13 protein-coding genes are annotated in these 14077 nt (G+C 63.0%); 8 read left to right on the forward strand and 5 right to left on the reverse strand.

The features are described from left to right. Window positions 1-22: 22 nt before the first annotated feature. Window positions 23-1198 (reverse strand): XylR family transcriptional regulator, encoded by a 1176-nt coding sequence (locus BT179_RS19910; RefSeq protein ID WP_072431493.1) that lies wholly within the window; start codon window positions 1196-1198, stop codon window positions 23-25. A 148-nt stretch (window positions 1199-1346) separates the two neighbouring features. Here BT179_RS19910 and xylA point away from each other — a divergent pair, with 148 nt between their 5' ends. From xylA to BT179_RS19930, 4 genes are all read left to right on the forward strand, one after another. Continuing rightward, window positions 1347-2663 carry a xylose isomerase gene (xylA, locus tag BT179_RS19915; RefSeq protein ID WP_072396463.1) on the forward strand — a complete coding sequence of 439 codons (1317 nt, stop codon included), beginning with the start codon at window positions 1347-1349 and terminating at the stop codon, window positions 2661-2663. Window positions 2664-2810: 147 nt separating this feature from the next. After that, a complete protein-coding gene (xylF, locus tag BT179_RS19920) occupies window positions 2811-3812 on the forward strand; it encodes a D-xylose ABC transporter substrate-binding protein (RefSeq protein ID WP_072396461.1) in 1002 nt (333 codons plus the stop codon). 130 nt (window positions 3813-3942) lie between these two features. Then, window positions 3943-5499, forward strand: a complete 1557-nt coding sequence (gene xylG, locus BT179_RS19925) for a D-xylose ABC transporter ATP-binding protein (RefSeq protein ID WP_072431492.1) — start codon at window positions 3943-3945, stop codon at window positions 5497-5499. Beyond that, window positions 5500-6636: a sugar ABC transporter permease gene (locus BT179_RS19930; RefSeq protein WP_072396456.1), complete on the forward strand. Its 1137-nt coding sequence runs from the start codon at window positions 5500-5502 to the stop codon at window positions 6634-6636. A gap of 166 nt (window positions 6637-6802) precedes the next feature. On the opposite strand, the gene BT179_RS19935 is transcribed toward BT179_RS19930, so the two are convergent. From BT179_RS19935 to BT179_RS19945, 3 genes are read right to left on the reverse strand one after another with little or no spacing between them, the layout of a single operon-like run. Beyond that, window positions 6803-7231, reverse strand: a complete 429-nt coding sequence (locus BT179_RS19935) for a DUF2846 domain-containing protein (RefSeq protein ID WP_072431491.1) — start codon at window positions 7229-7231, stop codon at window positions 6803-6805. After that, window positions 7228-7509: a hypothetical protein gene (locus BT179_RS19940; protein ID WP_256343857.1), complete on the reverse strand. Its 282-nt coding sequence runs from the start codon at window positions 7507-7509 to the stop codon at window positions 7228-7230. The genes BT179_RS19935 and BT179_RS19940 overlap by 4 nt, the downstream gene beginning before the upstream one ends. 58 nt (window positions 7510-7567) lie before the next feature. Continuing rightward, entirely contained in the window at window positions 7568-8197 is a 630-nt protein-coding gene (locus BT179_RS19945; RefSeq protein WP_072396452.1) for a TetR/AcrR family transcriptional regulator, read from the reverse strand. Window positions 8198-8463: 266 nt separating this feature from the next. Here BT179_RS19945 and BT179_RS19955 point away from each other — a divergent pair, with 266 nt between their 5' ends. From BT179_RS19955 to BT179_RS19970, 4 genes are all read left to right on the forward strand, one after another. Beyond that, the gene (locus BT179_RS19955) at window positions 8464-9252 is read left to right on the forward strand and encodes an SDR family NAD(P)-dependent oxidoreductase (RefSeq protein WP_072396447.1); all 789 of its coding nucleotides are present in this window, start codon (window positions 8464-8466) and stop codon (window positions 9250-9252) included. Between the two features lie 104 nt (window positions 9253-9356). Then, window positions 9357-10358, forward strand: coding sequence for an NADP-dependent oxidoreductase (locus BT179_RS19960; RefSeq protein WP_072431489.1), 1002 nt, complete (start codon window positions 9357-9359; stop codon window positions 10356-10358). 141 nt (window positions 10359-10499) lie between these two features. After that, entirely contained in the window at window positions 10500-11792 is a 1293-nt protein-coding gene (gene fabF, locus BT179_RS19965; RefSeq protein ID WP_072396442.1) for a beta-ketoacyl-ACP synthase II, read from the forward strand. Continuing rightward, complete coding sequence (locus BT179_RS19970; protein WP_083568906.1) at window positions 11792-13042, forward strand: multidrug effflux MFS transporter; 1251 nt, start codon at window positions 11792-11794, stop codon at window positions 13040-13042. The genes fabF and BT179_RS19970 overlap by 1 nt, the downstream gene beginning before the upstream one ends. A 230-nt stretch (window positions 13043-13272) precedes the next feature. Here BT179_RS19970 and BT179_RS19975 read toward each other — a convergent pair whose 3' ends face one another. Next, window positions 13273-14052: a thioesterase family protein gene (locus tag BT179_RS19975; protein WP_072431488.1), complete on the reverse strand. Its 780-nt coding sequence runs from the start codon at window positions 14050-14052 to the stop codon at window positions 13273-13275. Window positions 14053-14077 lie beyond the last annotated feature (25 nt).

A 14077-nucleotide genomic window follows, 5' to 3' on the forward strand; every position in this document is an offset into this window, starting at 1 on the left:
TGCACGGTGGAACGAGCCATCGTCACGTTGCGCCTTGCTGATACTCGCGCGGTGTGCAGCCGAACTCCCGACGAAACACCGTGTGCAGGTATTGCGCCGACTTGAAGCCGCACTGACGGGCGATGTCGGCAATCGGCGAATCGGTTTTCTCCAGTCCGCTGGCAGCGGCGGCCAGTTTGAAGCGCAGGATTTCGTCGTGCACGCTGCATCCGCGCACCTTGCGAAAATGCGCTTCCAGGGATGAGCGGGACACACCGACATAGGCCGCCACCTGGGCAGTCTTGATGCCCTGGCAGGCGTATTGGCGGATAAACAGCAAGGCCTGCATGACGTAAGGGTTGCCCAGGGGTTGATGCAGGCTCGACGCCTGGACATTGATCGCATCCGGCGGGATCAACACCTGAGTGCCCGTGGAGGGCATGCCGTGCAACATCTGGTGGAGCAGGCGCGCGGCAGTGCGGCCCATGGTCTCGGTGCCTTGAATGACCGAGCTGAGGGGCACCCGGGTCAGGCTGCGGGTCAGCGGGTCGTTATCGATGCCGATCAGCGCCACCTGTTCCGGCACAGCGATGCCAGCGGTCAGGCAGGCTTGCAGCAACTGCCGTGCCCGCGCATCGCTGACGGCAATGATACCGATGGGTTTGGGCAGGCTTTGCAGCCAGGCGATCTGCTGTTCCACCGCGCTGTCCCAGAGCGGCGCGCTGGTGCCCATGCCGCGATATACCTCCACATGCAAGCCGTCGCGCTGCAGCAGCGAGCGAAAGGCTCTTTCACGCTCCTGCGCCCAGCGATTGGCTTGCGCCACGGGCAGGCTGAAACAGGCAAAGCGTGTCAGTCCGGCCTCGATCAGATGCTCGTAGGCCAGCTTCATCAACGCAAAATTATCCGTGGCGACATAGGGAATGCCCTTGGGATAGGCACGCTCATCCTCATAGGAGCCCCCCACCGCCACCACGGGCAGGCGGATCCCGGCCAACGCCTCGCCGATCAGTGGGTCGTCGAAGTCGGCGATGATCCCGTCGCCCTGCCAGCGCTCGATGCCTTTCAAGCGACAGAGGAAATCCTCTTCCAGGAACAGGTCCCAGGACGCGCGGGTGCTGCTCAGGTAATTGCCGATGCCGCTGATGATGCCGCGGTCGTAGATCTTGCTGCCGTTGAAAAGCAGTGCAATGCGGTGGACGGGAGGGACGGTTTTCATTGTTGTGGTCCTGGGCCGGTCGACGTCGAGGCGGTTGCCACAGACTAGTACTCAAAATCGAACCATGCATTGGTGATTTTCATAATCAGCGGCCGGCGGGCCGTTGCTAGTATCGGGACACCGCCAAGAACAACAAGGAAACCTGCAAATGCCCTACTTTCCCGTTGTCGACAAGATTCGCTACGAAGGGCCTGCCAGCGACTCGCCCCTTGCCTTTCGCCACTACGACGCCAACAAACTCGTGCTCGGCAAGCCCATGCGCGAGCACCTGCGCATGGCGGTCTGCTATTGGCACTCCTTTGTCTGGCCCGGTTCTGACGTATTCGGCGCCGGCACCTTCAAGCGCCCTTGGCACCAGCCCGGGGACCCCATGGCAGTGGCCATCGGCAAGGCCGAGGCGGCCTTCGAATTCTTCTCCAAGCTGGGTGTCGACTACTACTGCTTCCACGACACCGATGTCGCCCCGGAAGGCAACTCGTTGAAGGACTATCGCAACCACTTCGCACAGATGATCGACCACTTGGAACGCCACCAGGAGCAGACCGGGGTCAAGCTGTTGTGGGGCACGGCCAATTGCTTCAGCAACCCGCGTTTCGCCGCGGGCGCCGCCACCAACCCGGACCCGGAAGTGTTCGCCTGTGCCGCCGCCCAGGTGTGCAGCGCGATGAACGCCACCCAGCGTCTCAAGGGCGAAAACTACGTCCTGTGGGGCGGTCGCGAGGGTTATGAAACCCTGCTCAACACCGACCTGAAGCGCGAGCGCGAGCAACTGGGCCGGTTCATGGCCATGGTGGTGGAGCACAAGCACAGGATCGGTTTCAAGGGCGACCTGCTGATCGAACCCAAGCCCCAGGAACCGACCAAGCATCAATACGACTACGACAGCGCCACGGTCTTCGGCTTCTTGCAGCAGTTCGGCCTTGAGAAGGAAATCAAGGTCAACATCGAGGCCAACCATGCGACCCTGGCCGGCCACAGCTTCCATCACGAGATCGCCACGGCCGTTTCACTGGGAATATTCGGCAGCATCGATGCCAACCGGGGCGATCCGCAGAACGGCTGGGACACCGACCAGTTCCCCAACAGCGTCGAGGAAATGACCCTGGCGATCTACGAGATCCTCAAGGCCGGTGGCTTCGGCAATGGCGGCTTCAACTTCGACGCCAAGGTGCGTCGCCAGAGCGTGGACGAACTCGACCTGTTCCATGGCCACGTCGCCGCCATGGACGTGCTCGCCGTGTCCCTGGAGCGTGCAGCGGCCATGGTGCGCAACGATCGGCTCCAGCAGTTCAAGGACCAGCGCTATGCCGGCTGGCAGCAACCTTTCGGGCAAGCGGTGCTGGCGGGGGAATTCAGCCTCGCCGCCCTGGCCGAACATGCATTTGCCCACGAACTGAACCCGCAGGCGGTCAGCGGTCGCCAGGAGATGCTCGAAAACCTGGTCAATCGGTTCATCTATCCCTGACGGCCAGGAGAGCCGACGGGCGCCGCGAGGCTGTTACATTCTCGCGACAAATCTCCGCTCGCCGCGCCCCGAGACTCTCTACAGTTCTACCGGCACCACGTTCACCGTCAGGCAGTGTCTTTCAAAAAACAATAAAAGGACGCACCCATGAAAACAGTCAAACGCACCTTGCTCGCCGGCGCCCTGGCCCTGCTGTCGCTTCCGGTCATGGCCGACGCCACCCACCCGAAGATCGGTTTCTCCATCGATGACCTGCGCCTGGAACGCTGGTCGCGGGACCGGGACTACTTCGTCGCCGCAGCGGAAAAACTCGATGCCAAGGTCTATGTACAGTCGGCCGATGCCAACGAGCAGAAGCAGATTTCACAGATCGAAAACCTCATCTCCCGTGGCGTCGATGTGATCGTCATCGTGCCGTTCAACGCCACCGTGCTGACCAACGCCGTCGCCGAGGCCAAGAAGGCCGGGATCAAGGTGGTGTCCTATGACCGGCTGATCCTCAACGCCGATATCGACGCCTACATTTCCTTCGATAACGAAAAGGTCGGAGAGATGCAGGCCAGCGGCGTGCTGAAAGCGGCCCCCAAGGGCAACTACTTCCTGCTCGGCGGCGCGCCCACCGACAACAACGCCAAGGTCCTGCGCGAGGGCCAGATGAAGGTGCTGCAACCGGCCATCGACAAGGGCGACATCAAGATAGTCGGCCAGCAATGGGTCAAGGAATGGAACCCCACCGAAGCCCTGAGCATCGTTGAAAACGCCCTGACCCGGAACAACAACAGGATCGATGGCATCGTCGCTTCCAACGACGCCACCGCCGGCGGCGCCATCCAGGCCCTGGCCGCGCAGAAGCTGGCTGGCAAGGTGCCGATCTCCGGGCAGGACGCCGACCTGGCGGCGGTCAAGCGGGTGATCGACGGCACCCAGACCATGACCGTCTACAAGCCCCTGAAGCTGATCGCCTCCGAAGCCGCCAAGCTCTCGGTGCAACTGGCACGCAACGAGAAACCCAACTTCAGTTCGCAATACGACAACGGCAGCAAGAAAGTCGACACCATCCTGCTCACGCCAACGCCGCTGACCAAGGACAACATCGACCTGCTGGAAAAGGACGGGTTCTATACCAAGGCGCAGATCGCCGGGCAGTGACCTGGATGCACATCCCGGGTTAAGCAAAGTCCCTGTGGAAGCGAGCTTGCTCGCTCCCACAGGGGCCTGACTGACACCAGAAATTCTTGCCCCCTGCGTCTGTGTGAGCCCTTTTTCACGAGCCTTCACCATGTCCGACTACCTGTTGCAAATGAATGGCATCGTCAAGACTTTCGGCGGTGTCAAAGCGCTGAACGGTATCGATATCAAGGTCAGGCCCGGCGAATGCGTCGGCCTGTGCGGCGAGAACGGTGCCGGCAAATCCACGTTGATGAAGGTCCTGTCGGCGGTCTATCCCCATGGCACCTGGGACGGCGAAATCCTCTGGGATGGCCAGCCGCTCAAGGCCCAATCGATCAGCGAGACCGAAGCCGCCGGCATCGTCATCATCCACCAGGAACTGACCCTGGTGCCCGACCTGTCGGTGGCCGAGAACATCTTCATGGGCCATGAGCTGACGCTGCCCGGCGGACGCATGAACTACCCGGCGATGATCCACCGCGCCGAAGCCCTGATGCGCGAACTCAAGGTGCCGGACATGAACGTCTCGCTGCCCGTCTCCCAGTATGGCGGCGGCTACCAGCAACTGGTGGAAATCGCCAAGGCCCTGAACAAACAGGCGCGCCTGCTGATCCTCGACGAACCGTCATCGGCCCTGACCCGCTCGGAAATCGAAGTGTTGCTGGACATCATCCGTGGCCTCAAGGCCAAGGGCGTCGCTTGCGTCTACATCTCCCACAAGCTCGATGAAGTCGCAGCCGTCTGCGACACCATTTCGGTGATCCGCGATGGCAAACACATCGCCACTACCGCAATGGCGGACATGGACATCCCCAGCATCATCGCCCAGATGGTGGGACGGGAAATGAACAACCTCTACCCCACCGAACCCCATGACATCGGCGACGTGATATTCGAGGCTCGCCACGTCACCTGCTACGACGTCGACAACCCCAGGCGCAAGCGGGTCGACGACATCTCCTTCGTGCTCAAGCGCGGGGAGATCCTTGGCATCGCAGGCCTGGTGGGGGCCGGCCGCACGGAACTGGTGTCGGCGCTGTTCGGCGCCTACCCCGGGCGCTACGAAGGCGAAGTCTGGCTGGACGGCAAGCCGATCGACACGCGCACGCCCCTGAAATCGATCCGCGCCGGCCTGTGCATGGTCCCCGAGGACCGCAAGCGCCAGGGCATCATCCCGGACCTGGGCGTTGGCCAGAACATCACCCTGGCCGTGCTGGAGAACTATTCGAAGATGACCCGCATCGACGCCGAAGCGGAGCTGGGCTGCATCGACAGGGAGATCTCGCGCATGCATCTCAAGACCGCCAGCCCGTTCCTGCCGATCACCAGCCTATCCGGCGGCAACCAGCAGAAGGCCGTGCTGGCGAAGATGCTCCTGACCAGACCCCGCGTGCTGATTCTCGACGAGCCCACCCGGGGCGTGGACGTCGGCGCCAAGTACGAGATCTACAAACTGATGGGCGCCCTGGCGGCCGAAGGCGTGTCGATCATCATGGTGTCGTCGGAACTGGCCGAAGTGCTGGGGGTTTCCGACCGCGTGCTGGTAATCGGCGACGGCCAATTGCGGGGGGATTTCATCAACCAGGGCCTGACCCAGGAACAGGTGCTCGCCGCTGCGCTCAGCCATCCCGATGGCCATGACAATAACGATCGGAAGTCTGCGTAGATGAATCAGGTCAAACAACTTTTCAGCCGCTACAAAATGCTCGCGCTGGTGATCGCCGTGGCGGTCATCTGGCTGTTTTTCAGCTGGCAGACCGATGGCGGGTTCCTGACCCCGCGCAACCTGTCCAACCTGCTGCGGCAGATGTCCATCACCGGAATCCTCGCCTGCGGCATGGTGCTGGTGATCATCAGTGGCGAGATCGACCTGTCGGTGGGCTCGTTGCTCGGCTTGCTGGGAGGACTGGCGGCGATCCTGGACGTGGTCTATCACATCCCGCTGCTGGCGAACCTGAGCCTGGTCGCCTTGTGCGGCCTGATGATCGGCCTGGGCAACGGCTACATGACGGCCTACCTGCGCATCCCCTCGTTCATCGTCGGCCTGGGCGGCATGCTGGCCTTTCGCGGCATTCTGCTGGGCGTCACCGGCGGCACCACCATCGCCCCGGTGTCGCCGGAACTGGTCTACGTCGGCCAGGGATATCTGCCCCACACCGTAGGCACGGGCCTGGGTGTGCTGCTGTTCGCCCTGACGCTGTTCCTGACCTGGAAACAACGCCGCAACCGCGCCCTCCATGGCCTGGCCGCCCATTCACGGGTGCGTGACGTGCTGCGCGTGGTGCTGATCGGCGTGGTGCTGGCCGGGTTCGTCTACACCCTGAACAGCTACGACGGCATTCCTGTGCCGGTACTGCTTTTGCTGATTCTGCTGGGGGTGTTCAGCTACGTCACCAGCCAGACCGTATTCGGTCGCCGGGTCTACTCGGTGGGCAGCAACATGGAAGCCACGCGCCTGTCCGGCATCAATGTGCAGGCAGTGAAGCTGTGGATCTTCGGCATCATGGGGGTGATGTGCGCCCTCGCCGGCGTGGTCAACACCGCGCGCCTGGCGGCGGGCTCGCCCTCGGCCGGCAACATGGGCGAACTCGACGCCATCGCCGCCTGCTTCATCGGTGGCACCTCCATGCGCGGCGGCTCCGGCACCGTCTACGGAGCCCTGCTCGGCGCGCTGGTCATCACCAGCCTGGACAACGGCATGTCCATGCTCGATGTCGACAGCTACTGGCAGATGATCGTCAAGGGCAGCATCCTGGTGCTGGCGGTGTGGGTGGATGTGAGTACGCGGGTGGGGCGGCGTTGAGTTCGCAGTGACGTTGATCGGCTCGATCGGCACCGCAACGGCATCGACCTGGGATCAAGGGTGCGGACGGCGCAAGGAAGACGCAGGCTCGTGCAGGCAGTTGAATCACGAAAACGGGCGCCCCAAAGTCGCCCGTTCAGTTAGCTCAACATGATTCAAGGAGCCTCTATTTGGCCGGGATATAGAAATACCCTTTCACCATGGCCTTCCCTTCCTTGGGATCGCGTACCCGGATCATCTCGGCCGCATATTCCTGCGTATATTCTATGAAGTACTCTTTGCCCGACTCGACCGGCAGGTTCAGGAATACGTTCCTGGGATGCGGACGCGGCCCCGCCGATACCTTGTACAGGCCCGGACTCACCTGTACCCAGGAATAGGTCTTGTTATTGAGTCCCACCACGGCACTGTCGTCGATGCTGAACACGCTGTCATAAAAACTGCCTTGCAGGACCTGAGTCCGCATCAGGTACACCAATGCCTTGCCTGGTGGCAGTGGCGGCGGTTCGAAATAGGGCTGATTGGAGCTGGTGTGAGCGCAGCCGGCCAAGACGAGCATGAGCAACAGGGCCGCGATACTTTTGAATGAACTCATTGGTCTTGACCTAATAGTTGGTTGATTACCAGCGCCATCTTCTGCTCGAGCGGAGCGACCTTGGTTGGATCGAGACCGCCTTGGCCTGTCAGATGATAATGCCCAAAACCGATCTGCTGCCCGCCCTTGAAGAGCCGGGCACTGGCATCGGATAGATAGGGAGAAACGCCCCAGGATCGAATGGCGGTGTAAGTGAGACGGTACTCACAACGCTGCGGAACGGCCTGACCGCGTATTTCCCGATGACGCCCCTGCGCGCCGCCATCCGAAAAATGCATTCCATGCCACCACTGACCCACCAAGGCGCCACTCACCACTTTATCAAGCCTTGCAAGCTCAACCCTTCGGGTTCATAGCGGGCCAATCCCCAGGGTCACCGTCTTGCCCCGCCTCTTCGGACGGGCTCGGTGAGGCAAGGAGGCGGTCGCGGCACACACTCAGGATTTCGTCGGCCAGCGGCGAATCGTCCGGACAGGCTCGCGACATGACCATTGCACCGATGACATGCGCCAGCGTGCTGAGGGACTCGGCTCGCACCTGCGCGGGGTCAGCTTCGCTCGACTCCCCTGCCTCATGGCTGAGCGCGTCCAACAGGCTTTCGATGCCCGCCGCGAAGGTGGCCCGGACAGCCTCTGGTTGACGCGCGGCATCCCCGCCCAGCGCCGCCATGGTGCAACCGGTGGCACGGGCGTCGCGATGCTGGCGCGACAGGTAATACCGAACGAAATCCTGGATGTTGATGCCGTCGCTCAGCGCAACGGTCTGTGCGATACCGCAGGCCGCCGACTCCGCCATCAGGTCGGCCTTGGAGTTGAATTGCTTGTAGAAACCGCCGTGGGTAAAGCCGGCCGCCGCCATCAGGTCAGCGACGCCAACGCCGTCGTAGCCGCGTTCACGAAACAGCGTGGACGCCGTCTCGACAACCCGCGCCCGGTTGGCCTGTGCCTGTGCTTTAGAGACTTTCATAACGCATCCAGGTGGATATCTGCCTGCTGGGGAAGCCTCACTATACATTGATGTCGATCATCATCAAAGATTTGACAATTTAGATTATGATCGTAATCATAAAGCCTTTCCCCATCCTGGAATCTGAAAGGAATGTCCGGAAAAACGCTTTTCGAACCCGGCCACGCTTTATGGCGGCGGCGCCGCGGGCTACACCGATTACCCAACCCTCGCCGGCTGAGGCGAGCCCTCCCTGCCTGACCGACTCTCCCGTAAAGGAAAGACTCATGACCACGCTTCCAACCGTCTTCATCACCGGCGCTTCCACCGGCATCGGCGCGACTTACGCAGAACGTTTCGCCCGCCGCGGCCACGACCTGGTGCTGGCCGCACGCGACAAGGCCCGCCTGGACACCCTGGCGCAACGCCTGCGGGCGGACCACGGTGTCGCCGTCGAGGTGCTGCAAGCGGACTTGACCGAATCCGCCGACCTGGCCGCGCTTGAGACTCGTCTGCGCGATGACGCTCGCATCGGCGTGCTGATCAACAACGCCGGCATGGCCCAGTCAGGCGGCTTCGTGCAGCAGTCTTCCGACGCCATCGAACGCCTGATCACTCTCAACGTCACCGCTCTGACCCGGCTGGCCTGCGCAGTCGCCCCGCGCTTTGCGCAGGCTGGCAGCGGCGCGATCGTGAACATCGGCTCGGTGGTGGGTTTTGCGCCCGAGTTCGGCATGTCGGTCTATGGCGCCACCAAGGCCTTCGTGCTGTTCCTCTCCCAGGGGCTGGACCATGAACTGTCGTCCAAGGGTGTCTATGTGCAGGCGGTGCTACCGGCATCGACTCGCACGGAGATCTGGGAACGCGCCGGCATCGACATCAACATCCTTGCGCAAGTGATGGAGGTGGGTGAACTGGTGGATGCGGCCCTGGTCGGCTTCGATCGTCGCGAACGGGTCACCATTCCCCCCCTGCATGTCGCCGAACGCTGGGACGCCCTGGATGGCGCGCGCCAGGGACTCATGTCGGACATCCGCCAGGCCCACGCGGCCGAGCGCTACCAGCCTCAAGCCTGAGGTTCTGCCGATGTGGATACCGTGCGGTGGCGACAGTCCTGTCGTCGCCGCATCGTCGCATCGAAGCCCCGCCAAGCCCAACCTGCCCCGACCAGGATAAAGGAATGAAAGCACTCACCTTCAAACGCTACGGCAGATCGCCCGACATCGGGTTTGCCGAAGTCCCACGCCCCACGCTCAAGCCGGACGAACTGTTGGTCGAGGTTCATGCCGCCGCCTTGAACCCCATCGACAACATGATCATGACCGGCCTGTTCAAGCCGGTGCTCAAGCTCCAGCTACCGGCCGTCATCGGCAGCGACCTGGCCGGGGTCGTCGTGGAGGTGGGCAGCCGCGTGACACGTTTCAAGGTCGGTGACGCCATCTTCGCCAGCCTGTTCGACCGGGGTACCGGGTCACTGGCCGAATTGGCCGCGGTACCCCAGGACGTGGCGGCGCCCAAACCGGCCAACCTGGATTTCGTCCAGGCAGCGTCGATACCCATGGTCGGCCTCACCTCATGGCAAGCCCTGAAGGAACGCGCCCATCTGCAGGCGGGGCAGAACGTCTTCATCCCCGCAGGTTCGGGTGGCATCGGCAGCTTTGCGATCCAGCTGGCCAAACACTTCGGCGCGAAGGTGGCCACCACCACCAGCACGGCAAATGTCCAATGGGTCAGCGACCTGGGGGCCGACGAAGTGCTGGACTATAAACAGCTAGCGTTCGAGAAGGTGCTGCGCGGCTACGACAGTGTCCTGGGCACGCTCAGAGGCGACACGATTGAAAAGTCCCTCGAGGTACTCAAGCCGGGAGGCAGGATCGTTTCTCTCGTCGGCCCCCTGGACAAGGCATTCGCCCGCGCCCGCGGGCTCAATTTCTTCCTGGCCTTCGTATTCGGCCTCATGAGCCGCCGCATCATGGGCCTGGCGAAAAAGAAGGGCGTCAGCTATTCGTTTCTTTTCGTCCGTCCCGATGGCGCTCAGCTCGAGGAGATCGGCGGATTGCTCGAGTCGGAGCGCATTCGTCCGGTGATCGACAAGGTCTTTGCCTTCGAACGCGCGACAGAGGCACTGCAATACCTGGCGCAGGGCCGCGCCAAGGGCAAGGTCGTGGTTCAGCTCAAATGAAACCGCCATGGCCTTGGTCTCTCAGCTTTGTGACCATTGACAATATTGGTCACAAGACTAAAACTGGCCTCCCGTCGATCCTGGCCGGCATATGGATCGGTGCGATCCGACGGGCGCCGAATCAGTAATGACGAGGGTCAAATGATCAATTCCAAAGGTCGCAAGCGAATAGTAGTCACGGGAACCGGTATCGTCGGCCCGCTGGGGTGTGGCGTCGAAGAAGTGTGGCGTCGTCTGCTTGACGGGCGCTCGGGCATCCGCAGGCTTCCAGACGAAATGGTCGAGGGCACGGGAATCGCGGTAGGCGGCCAGGTGCCGACGCTGGAAGAAGATGCCGTTGCCGGTTATGCGCCTGACCGGATCATCGCGGCGAAAGAACGCAAGAAGATGGATCGCTTCATCGAATTCGCAATGGTCGCCGCCCATGAAGCACTGGAGCAGGCAGGCTGGCACCCAGCGCAAGCGCACCAGCAAGAGCGCACGGCCACCATCATCGCCTCGGGCGTCGGAGGTTTCGGCGCGATCGCCGAGGCCATTCGCATCACCGACAGCCGCGGCCCTCGCCGGCTGTCCCCGTTCACGGCCCCCTCCTTCCTCGCGAACATGGCGGCAGGCAACGTGTCGATCCAGAACGGTTTCAAGGGCCCTCTCGGTGCTCCGGTGACGGCCTGCGCCGCCGGCGTCCAGGCCATCGGCGACGCAGCCCGCCTCATCGCCAGCGGTGAAGCGGACATCGCCATCTGCGGCGGTACGGAAGCCGCGATGGATCGGGTGACCCTGGGTTGCTTCGCCGCCGCCCGGGCACTGTCCACGCACCCGGCCGAGGCTCCTGAAACCGCCTCGCGCCCGTTCGATCGCGACCGCGATGGTTTTGTCATGGCAGAAGGCGCCGGGCTGCTGGTCATCGAGTCGCTGGAACATGCCCTCGCCCGGGGCGCGACACCCTTGGCGGAACTGGTGGGCTATGGCACAAGCGCCGACGCCTATCACCTCACCGCCGGCCCCGAGGATGGCAACGGTGCAAGACGGGCCATGGAGCAAGCCTTGCGCCAGGCCGATGTGAGCGCAAGCGAAGTCCAGCATATCAACGCCCATGCCACGTCGACCCAGGTGGGCGACAAGGGCGAGCTGGCCGCGATCAGGTCGGTGTTCGGCACCGGCTCAGGCGTGGCGATCACTTCCACGAAATCCGCCACCGGTCACCTGCTTGGCGCCGCCGGAGGCATCGAAGCGATCTTCACGGTATTGGCGCTACGCGACCAGGTCGTGCCACCCACCCTGAACCTGGTCAGCCCCGACGAGGCTGCCGAAGGGCTGGACCTGGTTGGCCTCGATGCGCGGAAAATGCCCCTGACCTATGCCTTGTCCAATGGCTTTGGATTCGGCGGGGTGAATGCCAGCGTATTGTTCCGCCGCTGGGAAGCCACACCATGATGGCCGAACCGCGAACGCCTTCGCTGCAACCAGCCGAGGGCGGGACTGCGGGAACCCTCGTCGCGTCTTCCGCCCCCGGGCAGCCGATACTGAGCGCCAGGATCGTGGTGCTGCTGGCCGGCCTTGCCGCCATCAGCATCCTGTCCACCAACATCATCCTCCCGGCCTTTGCCGACATCGGGCAGGAACTCGGCGTGCCGACCCGGGCGCTGGGCCTGACCCTCTCCAGTTTCTTCATCACCTTCGCCTTGGCCCAACTCATCGTCGGGCCGCTGGCGGATCGGTACGGACGCAAGAAACTGGTACTGGGCGGTTTGTCCCTGTTCGTGGCGGGCACGGCTGTCGCGGGTTTCGCCACCACCCTGGAAACGCTCCTGCTCGGGCGTATTATCCAGGCCCTGGGCGTTTGTGCGGCGGCGGTGCTTTCCCGTGCCATCGCCCGCGATCTGTTCGAAGGCGAGAACCTGGCCCGGGCCTTGTCGCTGACGATGATCGCCACGGCAGCCGCGCCAGGGTTCTCGCCGCTGATCGGTAGCCTGCTGACCTCGACGCTGGGCTGGCGGGCGATCTTCGCCCTGGTCGCTCTGGCGGCCATCGCCATTGCGATCTTCTATGCCCGTGGCCTGGGGGAGACACACCCGCCCGAGCGCCGGGCCCCGCATTCGCCGCTGAGTGTCCTGCGGGCCTATGGCGGCTTGCTGCGCGACCGCCGGTTCGTGCTTCCCGCCGTGTCGGTGAGCCTGTTGATGAGCGGGCTGTTCGCCTCGTTCGGCGCCGCCCCGGCGATCCTGATGAGCGGGATCGGCCTGACATCCCTGGAAGCCGGGCTGTACTTCGCGGCCACTGTGTTCGTCGTGTTCGCGGCGGGCATGGCGGCCCCGCACCTGGCTCGACGCTACGGCAGCCGGAAGATCACAGCCCTGGGCTTCGCCACGGCCCTGACGGGCGGACTGGTGCTCATCGTCGGTCCCGCCGATCCGGGCCTGGCCTGGTATTCCCTGTCGATGGTGATTTTCCTGTGGGGCATGGGCCTCGCCAACCCTCTGGGAACAGCCATCACCCTGAACCCTTTCGGTAAAGAGGCCGGGCTGGCGTCAGCGCTGCTTGGCTTCCTGACCATGGGGGCGTCGGCGGTAACCACCTGGCTGGGGTCCGCATCGGACTTCGCCCCCGTCACCACCCTGGGTGTCACACAGGCCAGCGTCTGCCTGGTGGCGATCATCCTGTTTCTCTTCACCCATCGCACCTGAGCGGCAATCACCGCTCACCCGTGCCCTTGCTCGAAAAAGAACGATACGGATGACGTTCGGCCTCCTCGAGCAAGGCGGGTGGATTGTGCGGGGAACTCGAGCGCTGGAATCCCCACGCTCGACTTGCCGGATAAAAATCCTGGGTTCTGTAAGAAAAGCCTTGAGACGAAGGTCAGGCGAGGCTGTTTTCAACGCAACATGAGCGAGTATCAAGGCCTCTCGTACAGAGCCTAGATAAAGACCGCCACGGTCTGGCGTGCCCAAAGCACCCTGCGGCCGCTCTCGTCCCAGATTTCCATGTCTTGCAGGGAATAACCTTCCAGGGCCTGTCGGCTGAAGGCATTGATCAGGAACCAACGGCCAGCGGTCGCAGGCTGGGGCAAGTCGATCATCCATGACGCGGAACTGATGGCAGCCGGCTCGGTGAAGCAGGTCATGGCCGCAGGTGGCAGGCTGTCAGCCAATGCAATCAAGGCGACAGCCGGATCCACGCCTTGCGCATCCAGGTGGCGCACCCACATCAGCAACTCGGGATGGTCGGCTCCGGTCATCGGAAGGGAGCCTCCCGCCGGGCGCATTTCGAAATTGAAGGCACATGCCGGGGCAATCTGCCTGTCCAGATGCAACACCGGGTATCGGGTTGGCCCCGCGACGGCCGGGCGTCCCCATGCCTCATGGACGATCCGGCTGGTGCGGGGCAAGGCGAACGACAGCGTTGTGCGCAGCGCCAGGTCATTGCCCGACATGCAATCCACCGCGACCGAGGTCATCGAGCGACCACGGCGCAAGACGCTGGTGTTGAATGTCTGGGCGTCCGTCACCGGGCCGATGAAGGAAACCTGCGCCGATTTGAAGGGCGGCAGGTCCGCGCCGGTCTCGAGCAACACTGTCTGCAACGACAAGGCCGCGGACAAACCGCCGAAGACCGTTCGGCCCTGGCGCCAGTTGTCCGCTGCCACAAACGGTACAGCGGGATCGAACCGCTGGATGACCCCGGCCAACGAACTCATGCGGATCTCCTCTTTTCACGCACAC

The organism is Pseudomonas sp. NFACC43 (assembly GCF_900119645.1).
GTDB lineage: Bacteria > Pseudomonadota > Gammaproteobacteria > Pseudomonadales > Pseudomonadaceae > Aquipseudomonas.